The organism is Priestia sp. JV24, assembly GCF_025910025.1.
GTDB classification, from domain to species: Bacteria; Bacillota; Bacilli; order Bacillales; family Bacillaceae_H; genus Priestia; species Priestia megaterium.
On record NZ_JAPCIN010000023.1, the window covers coordinates 630754 to 645106 of the forward strand.

Below are 14353 nucleotides of genomic sequence, written 5' to 3' on the forward strand. Positions count from 1 at the left end.
TAAAATTTAGTTGTGCTTCATCACCAGAAAAAAGCCGGGTACTCAAATTGAGTACCCGGCTTTTTTTATGCTGATGTTTTGCTGCCTTCTTGAATAGTAGATCCGTCTTCTAATACGAACTTAGGAGCCGCTTGATCACGAACAGTTTCACCTGTGATAATACATTTTGTAATATCATCACGTGAAGGAAGATCAAACATTACATCTAACATAATACCTTCAATGATTGAACGTAGACCACGAGCACCTGTTTTACGCTCGATTGCTTTTTTAGAAATTTCTACTAAAGCCTCGTCTTCGAACTCAAGTTCAACGTCATCAAGTTCAAGCATTTTTTGATATTGTTTCACTAGTGCATTTTTCGGTTTTGTTAAAATCTCAACTAGCGCTTCTTCATCAAGAGGCACTAAGCTAGCAGTAACCGGTAAACGACCAATAAACTCTGGAATTAAACCAAATTTTAATAAATCTTCCGGTAATACTTTTGCTAGTAACTCTTTTTCTGTAAAGTCTTGTTGTTTTGTTTCTGAACCGAAACCAATTACTTTTTTACCTAGACGGCGCTTAATAATAGGTTCGATTCCGTCAAATGCACCACCGCAAATAAATAAGATATTTGTTGTATCAATTTGAATAAATTCTTGATGAGGGTGTTTACGTCCACCTTGAGGAGGAACGCTTGCTACAGTACCTTCTAAGATTTTAAGAAGAGCCTGCTGCACACCTTCACCTGATACATCACGTGTAATAGATGGGTTTTCAGACTTACGCGCTACTTTATCAATTTCATCGATGTAGATGATACCTTTTTCAGCTTTCTCCACATCGTAATCAGCTGATTGAATTAATTTTAATAAGATGTTTTCAACATCTTCTCCTACATAACCCGCTTCTGTTAGAGATGTTGCATCTGCAATCGCAAACGGTACGTTTAAAATACGAGCCAATGTTTGAGCTAGTAAAGTTTTACCACTTCCTGTAGGTCCAATTAATGCAATATTACTTTTTGATAACTCAACGTCATCAATTTTGCTGTTTGAATTGATTCGTTTGTAATGGTTGTATACCGCAACGGATAACGATTTTTTCGCATCCTCTTGACCAATTACATACTCATCTAAAATGTCACGAATTTCTTTTGGTTTTGGTACATCTTTAAATTCTACTTCTTCTTCTGTACCTAACTCTTCTTCTACGATTTCCGTGCAAAGTTCAATACATTCATCGCATATGTAAACACCTGGACCCGCAACTAACTTGCGTACTTGTTCTTGTGTTTTACCACAAAATGAGCATTTTAACTGCCCTTTTTCATCGTTAAATTTAAACATAATTTTCACCCCTTGTAGTATTTACTAAAGTGCTCGAAGCTGATTTCTATCCGCGCTATAGCCCAACAACATGAACAACTCATCTATTTGTAGGTAAATGCCCCTCTTTATTACATAGTAAAAGCGCTATGAAAAGATTTGTATTGCATTTTACCATACATTTTCTTGAATAGATACTAAAACGTTTTATGTATATGTTGTTGATGAGCATAACAGAATGGAGATCTGCTATTATATAGTGTCCTCTTATTGGGCCTATTTCATAACCACGGATTTCAAACAATGGGTTAAAGCTGCTTCTACGGTGTTGGTTATGATATAAAAAAACTATTGAAGTTTATAAAACAAGGCACGATCAAGTCGCGCCTTGTTTCTTACTTACTATTATGCAACAGCTTTGCTGTTTTCTACAAGAAATTCAACTGCTTTACGTACTTTCATGTCTTCTTTAATGCTATCAAGACTGCCAAGCACTTTCTTAATTTCTTCGACAGGCATGTTGTACATTCCTGCCATGTTTTCTAATTCTTTTTCTACTTCTTCTTCGCTTACTTCAAGATTTTCAGCTTTTGAAATAGCTTCTAGCGTTAAGTTGATTTTCACACGCTTTTCAGCATCCGGACGCATTTGGTCGCGAAGAGCTTTTTCATCTTGACCTGAGAATTGGAAGTAAAGTTCAAGGTTAAGACCTTGCATTTGTAAACGTTGTTCAAACTCTTGCATCATACGATCCATTTCAGTGTTGAACATTGCTTCTGGAATTTCTACTTCAGCGTTTTCAGCAGCTTTTTCTACTAAAGTGTCGCGAAGAGCTGATTCCGCTTGATTCTCTTTATCGCTTTGTAATTTTTCTTTTGTTTTTGCTTTTAACGCTTCTAAAGTTTCTACTTCTTCATCTACGTCTTTTGCAAACTCATCGTCTAAAGCTGGAAGCTCTTTAGATTTGATTTCGTGTAATTTCACTTTGAATTTAGCAGCTTTACCAGCTAGCTCTTCAGCGTGATACTCTTCAGGGAATGTTACTTCCACTTCTTTTTCAGCGCCTACTTCAAGACCAACTAGTTGCTCTTCAAAGCCAGGGATGAATGTGTTAGAACCGATTTCTAAAGAATAGTTTTCGCCTTTTCCGCCTTCGAATGCTTCGCCATCAACGAAACCTTCAAAGTCGATTACAGCTGTATCACCTTCAGCTACAGTTCCTTCTTCTTTAACAACTAGTTCAGCGTGACGCTCTTGAAGTGTTTTTAATTCAGCTTCAACGTCTTCATCTGTTACAGTTGTATCTACTTTTTCTACTTCTAAGTTTTTGTATTCGCCTAATTTAACTTCAGGCTTAACAGTTACTTTAGCAGTGAAAACTAGAGGTTGTCCTTTTTCGATTGTTTCAACATCGATTTCTGGACGATCAACCGGCTCGATACCAGCTTCAACAATTGCATTGCTGTAAGCTTCAGGTAATAAGATGTCTAGTGCATCTTGATATAAAGATTCTACGCCAAAACGTTTTTCGAAAAGTGGACGAGGCATTTTACCTTTACGGAACCCTGGTACGTTTACTTGTTTTACAACTTTTGTGAATGCTTTATCTAAGGCTTTATCAAACTCAGCAGCTTCAACTTCTACTGTTAAAACGCCTTGATTTCCTTCTTGTTTTTCCCATTTTGCAGACATGAATGTTTCCCTCCAAAATCATTTTAAGTAGTGATTTCTAAACTAGATAATGCAGATAGCCTATCAGTTCAACCCTCAATCATTATCTATTTAACTCCCTATTACTTTAAAGTAAGTAGGAATGTAATGTAAAGATGAAATTCTACTATACGTATTTAAGTGCATTTTACAACCATTATATTATAACATACAACAATGACGTTTCAACTAAACACCACATTTTATATAAAAGAAATTTCTTCAATTTCTTTTAGCTCTTTAATTGCCTTTCTTAATTCAGCTGCGGAGAAACTTCCGTCTTCCTCTGCTACAGCTGCATCTGACTCTTCTCCTTGCATCATCAGACTAACAGCATACACCGCTGCCGTCCAAAGTTTTACATTATCACCCGGTAAAAACGGAAATGTAATAAATAAATGACGCTGCCATATTTCAACGGCAACCTGCAGCAATGTAGGATTTTCATGCTCCAGCTTTTCCGTCAGCTGTGCTTCTACTTGCTCGGCAAACAAATACGGTGTTGTTCGTTGAAGCTGAAGCGCATTTACTTTTTTCGTCTCTCCAAACTTAGTAATCATAAAATCAATGTCTACTTCTTCTTCCATAACTGTTTTTAAAGCGACTGTTTTTACGATAGGGTGAACAGCTTCAGATGAAAATAGCTGTTCCAGAAAGACGCGCTGCTTTTCAATTCTCTTTGTTTTTAATGAATGAACCCATTCAAGCTGATCCTGAATATTGTCTAGAGCTGTGAATGATTTAAACTGCTCTAGCTGTTCTTCTTCTGTTTGTTCTTCTATGACTTGTTCTTGATTCATTCTATTCTTGCAGAACTCCAACAGCTGATAAAGCTGTTCAGCATGTTCAGAAGGGAGTTTGTGTTCTTGAATAACTGCTTGTAGAGTGACATATCCTTCATGATAGTGACCAAGCTGAATTAACACCATGAGGTACATTTGCAAATTATGATAATAATCGCCAATATCTTCTTTCAGCATTTGCTCACATAATTCTTTAGCTATGCCTGCATCACCGAGCTCCACGTGACAAATAACAAGGCCAAGCAAGATTTCATGATGCTTATTATCAAGTTCGTAGGCCTGCTCAAATAAAGGAAGTGCTTCTTGAAATTGCTTGTGCTGCATATGATCTGTAGCTTTTTCAACCAACCGTTCTTTTAATAGAGGAAAAGCTACAATTTTGTTTTGTTGTTCATTCGACATGTTTTCTCCCCACTTCGCGGTCCATTTGCTTTACAGTTTAGCAATTCGGTTAACGGAACGCAAAAAAATCGAGCAAAATCATAATTTTGCTCGATTTTTGGTTAATATCTTACCGTTTTTGCTTCATAAGCAGAAATGTCGTCTTCAAAAGAAAGCGTATAGCCAATTTCATCATATCCGTTAACAAGCATATATTTCCAATGACCATTGATATCAAACGTACGTTCAAAACCTGCTTCATCGGTAATTTTTTGCTGATGAAGATCGATTGTACAGGCGTAAGAAGCACTTTGAGACTCTTTCATTAAATAGGAAACATCTTCTTTTGGTAAAACAATAGGTAAAATACCATTTTTTAGACAGTTTTGTTTAAAAATATCCGCAAATGAAGGTGCGATAATAGCACGAAACCCGTAGTCTAAAAGCGCCCATGGCGCGTGTTCACGTGACGAACCACATCCGAAGTTCTCGTCAGCTACAAGAATTGTTGCTCCTTGATTTTGAGGCTGATTTAATTCAAACGTTTCATTTAACGTCTCATCTTCATTATATCGCCAATCAAAAAATAGAAATTGGCCAAAGCCAGTACGCTCAATTCTTTTCAAAAATTGCTTTGGGATAATTTGATCAGTATCTACGTTTGCTCGGTCGAGACCTGCTACTTTCCCTGTATGGATTGTAAAAGCATTCATCTGTGTTCTCCTCCTTATCGCACCGCTTGTTCTTGTAGTTTGCGTACATCAACAAAATGTCCATATACCGCTGCCGCTGCTGCCATTACCGGGCTTACTAAATGCGTTCTGGCGCCTTTTCCTTGACGTCCTTCAAAATTCCGGTTAGAAGTGGACGCACAGTGTTCGCCTTGTGGAACTAAGTCAGAGTTCATGCCTAGACACATGCTGCAGCCTGAGTCTCTCCAATCAAAACCTGCTTCAATAAAAATAGCAGATAACCCTTCTTCTTCAGCCACTCGCTTTACTTTTTGAGAACCTGGTACAATGATCGCTCGCACATCTGGTGACACTTTCTTTCCTTTAATAAAGGCTGCCACGTCACGAAGATCAGACAAACGAGCATTCGTACATGAACCGATAAATACATGCTGAACTGGAATCTCTTCTATTGCCATGCCAGGCTGTAAGCCCATATACTCAAGTGCTCGTGACAAAGACTTTCTCTCAGCTTCTGTTTTACACTCTTCTAATGTAGGAACTTGCTTGCTAACATAAGAACTCATCGCCGGGTTTGTTCCCCATGTTACAACAGGTTCAATTGTATCTGCATCAATTTCCAGCGTTTCATCGTACGTTGCACCTTCATCTGTTGCTAAAGCTGCCCAAGCTTCCACTGCTTTTTCAAACTGTTCTCCTTTAGGAGCATACTGACGTCCTTTAATATAAGAGAACGTGACATCGTCTGGACTGATTAAACCAGCTTTTGCACCGGCTTCAATAGACATATTACAAATGGTCATGCGCTCTTCCATTGAAAGATCGCGAATACATTCGCCCGTAAATTCCACAATTGAACCCGTTCCAAAATTCACGCCGAATTTTTGAATTATTGCTAACACAATGTCCTTAGCATAAACGCCAGGCTGCTTTTTGCCATTCACTTTCACTTGTAGCGTTTTTGGTTTCGCTTGCCATAGCGTTTGTGTTGCTAAAACATGCTCTACCTCACTAGTTCCTATCCCAAAAGCAAGCGCTCCAAATGCACCGTGAGTAGATGTATGACTATCTCCGCACACAATGGTTTTTCCAGGCTGAGTTAATCCTAATTCCGGTCCAATGATATGCACAATTCCTTGCTCTTCACTTGTTAAATCTAAAAGCTTCACACCAAACTCATGACAGTTTTCAGATAGTTTGTCTACTTGTTTCTTTGCAATCGGATCTTTAATATTAAAACGGTCAACTGTTGGAATGTTGTGATCCATTGTAGCAAACGTTAAGTCTGGACGCTTCACTTGGCGATTTGCCACGCGAAGACCTTCAAATGCTTGAGGAGACGTTACTTCATGAATAAGATGAAGATCGATATATAATAAGTCCGGCTTCCCCTCTTCTCGACGTACAACATGTTGTTCCCAAAGCTTATCAATAATTGTTTTTGGTTTCATACTGCTCCTCCTTTCTGATTATGAAAAACGTTTCTCACAAAACGTGAGAAACGCATGATTAACTGTAAGCTGTCATAATGCTTGAAATGGCAGAATCATTGGCAATTACCGCAGTTATCGCCTCCACCATTTTATCGGTACCTAAATAATGATTACCGTCTGCTAAGTCAGCTGTTCGATGACCTGCATGTAATACACTTTCAACCGCTTGTTCAATCACTGCTGCTTCTTTTTCTAATCCAAACGAATGTCTAAGCAACATTGCTGCAGATAAAATAGCAGCAATCGGATTAGCTTTGTTTTGACCAGCAATATCTGGTGCAGAACCGTGAACCGGTTCGTATAGAGACGGACCATCAGCCGTTAAGCTCGCAGATGGCAACATTCCTAACGATCCTGTCAGCATAGAAGCCTCATCACTCAAAATATCACCAAACATATTTTCAGTTACCACTACATCAAAATACTTCGGATTACGAATTAACTGCATAGCAGCTGAATCTACAAGCATATGCTCAAGCTCTACATCCGGGTAGTCTTTTGCTACTTCTTCAGCTACTTCACGCCACACTCTACTAGACTCAAGCACATTCGCTTTATCAACAGACGTTACTTTTTTACGTCGATTTACAGCCGTGTCAAATGCTTGGCGAATAATTCTTTCTATTTCTGTACGCTTATAAAATAATGTGTCGACAACTGTTTCTTCATTTCCTTCTGTTCGGCGCTCGCTAGGCTTACCAAAATATAAGCCTCCTGTTAGCTCACGGACGATAATGAAGTCAACACCTTCAATGTATTCTTTTTTCAGAGGAGAGGCATCCGCTAAGCTATCATAAAACGTCACTGGACGAAGATTAGCATATAAATCCAGTTCTTTTCGAATAGCTAGCAAACCTTTTTCCGGTCGCAAATGTGAAGGGTTACGATCCCATTTTGGCCCTCCCACCGATCCAAGTAATACAGCATCGGCCTGCTTACAAGTCTCAATTGTACTTTCTGGAAGAGGTGTGCCCGCTTCATCAATTGCAGCTCCGCCAATTAGTCCATACGTAAACTCAAATTGATGATCAAAGCGCTCTCCAATTGCTTTTAAAACGGCAACAGCGCCTTTGGTTACTTCTGTTCCTACGCCGTCACCCGGTAATACAGCGACTTTTTTTGTCATGGTGGTCTCTCCCTTCAGTTCACATTACTTCTTGCTTTGTACGATGCTGCTGAATAGCGATTAAACGATTAATGGCGTTCAGATATGCTTTCGCTGACGATTCTAATACGTCAAATGCTACTCCGCGTCCGCTTGCTTCAGTTCCTTCACTTTCAACCTTCACAAATACTTCAGCCAGTGCATCCGGCCCACCGTTAATAGACTGAATACGATAGTCTAATAGTTTTACATCTTGTTCAACACAGCGCTGCAGCGTATTATAGATAGCTTCCACGCTTCCAGATCCGGTAGCTGCTTCTTGAATCTCTTCGCCATTTTCTTTGCGAAGCGTAATCGTAGCCGTTGGAATATTGTTCGTACCATACTGAACTTGCAGACTTTCAAGCTTATATTCACTTTCTTTGCTAACTTGCTTTTGAATGACTAATGCCAATAAATCATCATCGGTAATGTCTTTTTTCTTATCTGCTAAGTCTTTAAACTTCTCAAAAAGCACGTTTGCTTCTGTATCTTCCAATGTGAATCCAAGCTCTACTAAGCGTGTACGGAACGCATGACGGCCTGAGTGTTTACCAAGCACAATTGGATTTTGTTTAACACCCACAAGTTCTGGGGAAATAATCTCATATGTTAACGGATTTTTTAAGACGCCATCTTGGTGAATACCTGATTCATGAGCAAAAGCATTTTTTCCGACAATTGCTTTATTGGGTGCAATATTCATCCCGGTAAGCTTACTGATAATGTCACTCGTACGCTTGATTTCAGGCAAGATAAGACCTGTGCTCGCTTGATAGAAATCTTGACGGACATGAAGCGCAAGTGCTACTTCTTCAAGAGCTGCGTTACCCGCACGTTCTCCGATTCCGTTAATCGTTCCTTCAATTTGAGTAGCTCCTGCTTCAATCGCAGCCATTGAATTGGCCACAGCTAGCCCTAAGTCATCGTGACAGTGAGCTGACAAATCAACTTTATGAATATTTGACACATGTTCTTTTAAGTAATTAAATACTGATTGATAGTCACCAGGAGTGATAAATCCTACTGTATCTGGAATATTAACGACTTTTGCACCAGCATCAATAACTGCTTCTACAATTCTAGCTAAAAACGGTAAATCTGTTCGACATGCATCTTCAGCAGACCATTGAACAACTGGGAATTTTTTACTTGCGTATTTCACCATTTCCACTGCTGTTTCAAGTACTTCATCAGGTGTTTTTTTCAATTTATGCTGCATATGAATTTCGGAAGTAGCGATAAAAACATGCAGTCTTGGTTCTGCACTTTCTTTTAACGCTTCCCATGCAATGTCAATATCTTTTGTAACAGACCTTGCAAGACCTGTTACAGAAGAATTTTTGACAATAGACGCAATTTCTTTTACGGATTGAAAATCACCTTTTGAAGAAGCGGGAAATCCGGCTTCAATGATGTCGATACCTAATCGCTCTAACTGCTTAGCAATTTCAAGCTTTTCTTGTAGGTTTAAATTGACTCCAGGTGACTGTTCACCATCGCGTAGCGTCGTGTCAAATAGTTTAATTTTTTGCACTAGCGATCACCGCTTCTTTCTTTTGTTTTTTAACAAATGGCATCATTTCACGTAATTGAGCGCCAACTTTTTCAATTAAATGTTCATTTTCACGGTTATTGATAGCAGTGAATTCTGGACGATTTGCTTGGTTTTCTAAGATCCAGCCTTTTGCAAATTTACCTGTTTGGATATCTTCAAGCACTTTTTTCATTTGTTCTTTTGAACGCTCATCTACAACGCGTGGTCCTGAAACGAAGTCACCCCATTGAGCTGTATCAGAGATTGAATAACGCATGCCTTCCATTCCGCCTTCATACATAAGGTCAACAATTAATTTTAATTCGTGTAAACACTCAAAATATGCAACTTCCGGTTGGTAGCCAGCTTCTACAAGCGTTTCAAAACCAGCTTTAACTAATGAAGTTAAACCACCACAAAGTACTGCTTGCTCACCGAAAAGATCTGTTTCTGTTTCTTCTTTAAATGTTGTTTCTAATACACCCGCACGAGCTGAACCGATTGCTTTAGCATAAGCTAACGCTACGTCTTTTGCTTCTCCAGTTACATCTTGGAATACTGCGAATAACGCCGGTACACCAGCTCCTTCTTCATACGTTCTTCTTACAAGGTGACCAGGGCCTTTTGGAGCTACTAAGAATACGTCAACAAATTCAGGTGCTACGATTTGGTTAAAGTGAATGTTGAAACCGTGAGCAAATACTAAAGATTTTCCTGGTTTTAGTCCTGGAAGAATTTCTTCGTTATAAACTTTTGGCTGATACTCATCTGGAAGTAATACCATTACTACTTCTGCTTGTTGAACTGCATCTTTTACAGATAATACAGTGAAACCGTCTTGCTCTGCTTGGTCCCATGATTTACCTTTACGTAATCCTACTACCACGTTTACTCCGCTGTCGCGTAAGTTTTGTGCATGGGCGTGACCTTGTGAGCCATAACCTACGATTGCTACTGTTTTACCTTGTAATAATTGATCCTTTGCATCTCCGTTATAATATACCTTTGTCATAATAAATCTCTCCTCTTAGTTTATATAGTTTTATATAGTTTACTTGGTTAGTAACTAGCTAGAATTAAATGATTGATGAAAGTTTGGCCGCTGCTTTTTGCGTACCACGCGGAACAGCTACTGTGCCCGTGCGCGTTACTTCTTTTAATCCATAAGGCTGAAGCAGATCAATCATCGCTTCAATCTTGCTGGATTCACCTGTTACTTGAATAATTAAGCTGTCGCGGCTTACATCAATGATGGTTGCACGGAAAGGTTCAATTACTGCATAAAGTTCGTTACGGCTCGCTGGGGTAGAGGCTACTTTCATTAAAGCAAGCTCTCTTGATACCACCGCTTGATCCGTAATATCTTGAACCTTCAACACGTCAATCTGCTTATTTAACTGCTTAATCACTTGTTCAGCAGCGTTATCATGCTCTACGTTCACAACAAACGTCATGCGTGATACATCTTCAGATTCAGTGTGACCTACCGAAATACTCTCAATATTGAAATTTCTTTTTGTAAATAACCCCGTCACGCGATTTAATACGCCCGCACGGTTTAATACAGTTGCTGTAATAATTCGCTTCATGGTTTCACCCCCACCATTTCATGTAATCCTTTTCCAGGTGCAACCATTGGATATACGTTTTCTTTAGGTGCGACAAAGAAATTTAGTAGAACAGGTCCATCTGTTTCCATTGCTTCTTTCAAAGCCGCATGCGCTTCTTCTTCAGTAGAAGCTTGTAAACCTTTGATATCATAAGCTTCTGCAAGCTTCATTAAATTAGGCTGATTCGGAATTAAAGAGTGTGAGTAGCGTTCTTCATAGAAGATTTCCTGCCACTGACGAACCATACCAAGCGACTGATTGTTAAGTACAACCACTTTTACAGGTAAATTTAATTCTCTAATAACTCCTAATTCTTGAAGCGTCATTTGAAATCCACCGTCACCAACGACTGCTACAACTGTTTTATCTTTGTTTGCTAGCTGAGCGCCGATTGCAGAAGGTAATCCAAAGCCCATGGTGCCAAGACCACCTGAAGTTACCCATCGATCTGGATTATTAAATGTGTAGTATTGAGCTACCCACATTTGATGTTGCCCAACGTCCGTTGTAACCACGGCATCTCCATTTGTATACTTGTGAAGCAACTCAACTACTTTTTGTGGTTTTAACACGTCCGCTGAGTTCTGATACCATAATGGATATTCTTGCTTCCACGCCGCTAATTTCTCATGCCATTTCGTATAATCTCCAACTTCTCCTTCTTGCAGAAGCAATTGCTTCAATACTTCTTTTGCATCTCCAACAATTGGAATCTTGGTTGGAACATTCTTTCCAATTTCCGCTGGGTCGATGTCAATGTGAGCAATTTTTGCATTTGGTGCAAAATGCTTTAAGTTACCTGTTACTCGGTCATCAAAGCGTGCACCGATACTAATGAGAAGGTCACTCTCATAAATTGCCATGTTTGCTGTGTATGTTCCGTGCATGCCAGCCATTCCCAAATGAAGCGGATGATCTGCAGGAAAACAGCCCAATCCTAAAAGCGTATTAATAACGGGAATATTTTGACGCTCAGCATAATTTTTTAATTCTTCTGAACCTTTACTCAATAACACTCCCGCACCTGCTAAGATAACAGGTTGTTTTGCAGCTGCTACTGCGTCTGTTAATTTTTTAACCTGCAGCTGATTTGGAAAATAAGTTGGCTGATAGCCAGGTAAATCAATTTCTCCTTCGTAATTAAATGTTCCATCACCCTGTGCCATATCTTTTGGAATGTCGATTAAGACTGGACCAGGTCTTCCTGTTGTCGCAATATGAAATGCCTCTTTGATGATTCTTGGCATATCGCTGATATTGCGTACTTGATAGCTATGTTTTGTAATTGGCATTGTGATCCCTAATACATCTGCTTCTTGGAACGCGTCAGAACCAATTACACTTGAAGCTACTTGACCAGTAAAAACAACTAAAGGAAGTGAGTCAATCATCGCATCTGCCAAACCTGTTACGATATTTGTTGCACCAGGACCACTTGTTGCGATAACTACACCGGGTTTGCCTGAAATTCTTGCGTACCCTTCTGCTGCGTGAATTCCACCTTGTTCGTGACGAGCAAGTACGTGAAACATTCCTGAACCATATAGCTTATCGTAAATCGGTAAAACGGCTCCCCCTGGGTAACCGAAGATGACGTCAACATTTTCTCTTCTTAGAGATTCAATCAACATGTCAGCTCCATTCATTTTTGCCCCAGTGCTTACAGGTTCTTTCGTTTGCATATTGGCTCCCACTTTTCTCATCCTTTCGTTTTCTAGATAAAAGAAAAAAGACTTCTCACCCCTAAATAGACCCTATCAAATGATATAGGTCAAGGGGCGAAAAGTCTTTTGTACTTTACGCGGTACCACCCTCGTTTGTAATCGTAATGATTACCTTATGAATGTATACTGTACATTCTTTTTGATAACGAGTGCTTTGGAAGTACACTCGGTCACCCTTACTGAATTTCAGGGTGACACTCTGAGGTGAGTTCATTTTGAGTTGGTAACGTCGGCTTCCAGCAACCCGACTCTCTGTTGATACCTAAACATCAAAACTACTTATCCTCTTCAACGTTTTAAAACGCTATATGCTTTTTGAACAATGCTTTACACATCATATTTTAAATTAATTACAATTAATTAAAATTTTTAGAAAACTTATATTTGAGGACTATCTTACGCCCATTTCTATGCATAGTCAACCACTTTTCAAGATTTTTTTAGACAATTTAGACTAAACAGAATATTTGAATGCGTTTTCATTATTGATGTAATAAGGGTTTACAGCAGTTCAAAAAGTTTTTCTGAAACGTTCATTTGTACACACCGAATGAACAAACATTCACTTTTAAGATAAAAAAAAACGGTTTTTACTTTTTAGTAAAAACCGTTTTTTTGGACGTCCCAGGAGAGATTCGAACTCCCGACCGACGGCTTAGAAGGCCGTTGCTCTATCCTGCTGAGCTACTGGGACATAATGTTAAAGTGTATCAAAGACAATACTTATTATATTCAAATATAATTTAAAAGTCAACGTTTTTTTGAAATTTTATGAGAAGAGAGGTAAAAAACCTTCTCTTCTCCCTATATTTGGCTATATTATGCTGAAAGTGTACAGGTTAACTGCATGCTAGGAATATGTTTACCGCTTATATCGTAAAACTGCACGGTAGCTTCTGTACCATCCATTACTAGTATAGCATACGTACGTTCTTTTCTCATACGAGGAAGTAACATACTTCCTGGATTGATAAATAAAACTCCGTCCATGAGCTCAGCTCCCGCTATGTGAGAATGCCCAAAACAAACCACGTTTGCCCCAACTTCTCTCGCTTTGTAATGCAGATTCATCATAGACATTTTAACATTATATAAGTGACCGTGTGTAACCAGACACGTAGCTTCTCCAAGCGACTCTACTCGATCATTAACGTAAGATGCATCGTAGTCACAATTTCCTCGAACGCCTAAAAATGCAGACATTTCTTTGCTGTCTTGCGGCAACTCAGAGTCCCCACAATGGATCATCTTATCTACATCAGCATGTCTCTCTCTGATAGTGAGTAGCTCTTCTTGTAACCCGTGGCTATCGCTTACAATTAATAGTTTCACACGTCATCACTCCTTCTAAAATTGCGCATCAATTAGCGGTGCTAGTCTTTTTAACGCATTTGCTCGGTGACTAATCTGATTTTTTTGCTCTTTGGTCAATTCTGCCATGGAGCATCTCCATTTTTCTACAAAGAAAATGGGATCGTACCCAAAACCGTTTTCCCCTCTTTTTTCCTCCAAGATGTGCCCTTCACACGTGCCTTCTACAATTTCGGTTCTCTTTCCAGGCACTGCAATAGCAAGAGCACAATGAAAGCGTGCCGTGCGCTTTTCAAACGGCACGTCATTTAATTTTTGAAGTACCTTCTCTATATTAGCATTATCATCTTTATTTTCACCAGCATAACGCGCGGAATAAACGCCTGGCTCCCCGTTTAAGGCATCAATAGCAAGCCCCGAATCATCGGCAATGACCGGCTTATTTAATGCGGATGAAATGGCCTCTGCTTTTAGCGTGGCATTCTCTGCAAATGTAACGCCCGTTTCTTCCACGTCTTCAATCTCAGGAAAATCAAGAAGCGATTTTACTTTAAATCCCTTCGGTGAGAAAAGTGTTTCAAAATCTTTTACTTTGCCTGCGTTTTTAGTTGCAATAATGATTTCACGCACGTTAATCC

Annotated in this window: 12 protein-coding genes, 1 tRNA gene and 1 other annotated feature; all 13 genes read right to left on the bottom strand. The window is 39.2% G+C overall.

Going from position 1 to position 14353, the window contains the following annotated elements:
* Positions 1 to 65: 65 nt before the first annotated feature.
* Positions 66 to 1331 (bottom strand): ATP-dependent protease ATP-binding subunit ClpX, encoded by a 1266-nt coding sequence (clpX, locus tag OK414_RS24550; RefSeq protein ID WP_013059367.1) that lies wholly within the window; start codon positions 1329 to 1331, stop codon positions 66 to 68.
* Between the two features lie 384 nt (positions 1332 to 1715).
* Complete coding sequence (tig, locus tag OK414_RS24555) at positions 1716 to 3002, bottom strand: trigger factor (RefSeq protein WP_016765666.1); 1287 nt, start codon at positions 3000 to 3002, stop codon at positions 1716 to 1718.
* Between the two features lie 221 nt (positions 3003 to 3223).
* Positions 3224 to 4225: a tetratricopeptide repeat protein gene (locus tag OK414_RS24560; RefSeq protein ID WP_034648738.1), complete on the bottom strand. Its 1002-nt coding sequence runs from the start codon at positions 4223 to 4225 to the stop codon at positions 3224 to 3226.
* 101 nt (positions 4226 to 4326) lie between these two features.
* Positions 4327 to 4917, bottom strand: a complete 591-nt coding sequence (gene leuD, locus OK414_RS24565) for a 3-isopropylmalate dehydratase small subunit (protein ID WP_013059370.1) — start codon at positions 4915 to 4917, stop codon at positions 4327 to 4329.
* Between the two features lie 14 nt (positions 4918 to 4931).
* A complete protein-coding gene (gene leuC / locus OK414_RS24570) occupies positions 4932 to 6347 on the bottom strand; it encodes a 3-isopropylmalate dehydratase large subunit (protein ID WP_013059371.1) in 1416 nt (471 codons plus the stop codon).
* A 58-nt stretch (positions 6348 to 6405) separates the two neighbouring features.
* Positions 6406 to 7515, bottom strand: coding sequence for a 3-isopropylmalate dehydrogenase (gene leuB, locus OK414_RS24575; protein ID WP_013059372.1), 1110 nt, complete (start codon positions 7513 to 7515; stop codon positions 6406 to 6408).
* A gap of 19 nt (positions 7516 to 7534) precedes the next feature.
* A complete protein-coding gene (locus OK414_RS24580) occupies positions 7535 to 9070 on the bottom strand; it encodes a 2-isopropylmalate synthase (RefSeq protein WP_095378878.1) in 1536 nt (511 codons plus the stop codon).
* On the bottom strand, positions 9057 to 10082 hold the full coding sequence (gene ilvC / locus OK414_RS24585) for a ketol-acid reductoisomerase (protein WP_013085141.1): 1026 nt from the start codon (positions 10080 to 10082) through the stop codon (positions 9057 to 9059). The genes OK414_RS24580 and ilvC overlap by 14 nt, the downstream gene beginning before the upstream one ends.
* A gap of 64 nt (positions 10083 to 10146) precedes the next feature.
* A complete protein-coding gene (gene ilvN / locus OK414_RS24590) occupies positions 10147 to 10659 on the bottom strand; it encodes an acetolactate synthase small subunit (RefSeq protein WP_013059375.1) in 513 nt (170 codons plus the stop codon).
* On the bottom strand, positions 10656 to 12383 hold the full coding sequence (gene ilvB, locus OK414_RS24595; RefSeq protein ID WP_211186082.1) for an acetolactate synthase large subunit: 1728 nt from the start codon (positions 12381 to 12383) through the stop codon (positions 10656 to 10658). Before ilvB ends, ilvN begins: the two co-directional genes overlap by 4 nt.
* A 68-nt stretch (positions 12384 to 12451) precedes the next feature.
* Positions 12452 to 12705: a binding site (T-box leader), on the bottom strand.
* A gap of 319 nt (positions 12706 to 13024) precedes the next feature.
* Positions 13025 to 13098 (bottom strand) — tRNA-Arg (locus OK414_RS24600).
* A 125-nt stretch (positions 13099 to 13223) separates the two neighbouring features.
* Positions 13224 to 13736 (bottom strand): metallophosphoesterase, encoded by a 513-nt coding sequence (locus tag OK414_RS24605; RefSeq protein ID WP_013059377.1) that lies wholly within the window; start codon positions 13734 to 13736, stop codon positions 13224 to 13226.
* Positions 13737 to 13751: 15 nt separating this feature from the next.
* Entirely contained in the window at positions 13752 to 14345 is a 594-nt protein-coding gene (locus tag OK414_RS24610) for an XTP/dITP diphosphatase (RefSeq protein WP_013085142.1), read from the bottom strand.
* Positions 14346 to 14353 lie beyond the last annotated feature (8 nt).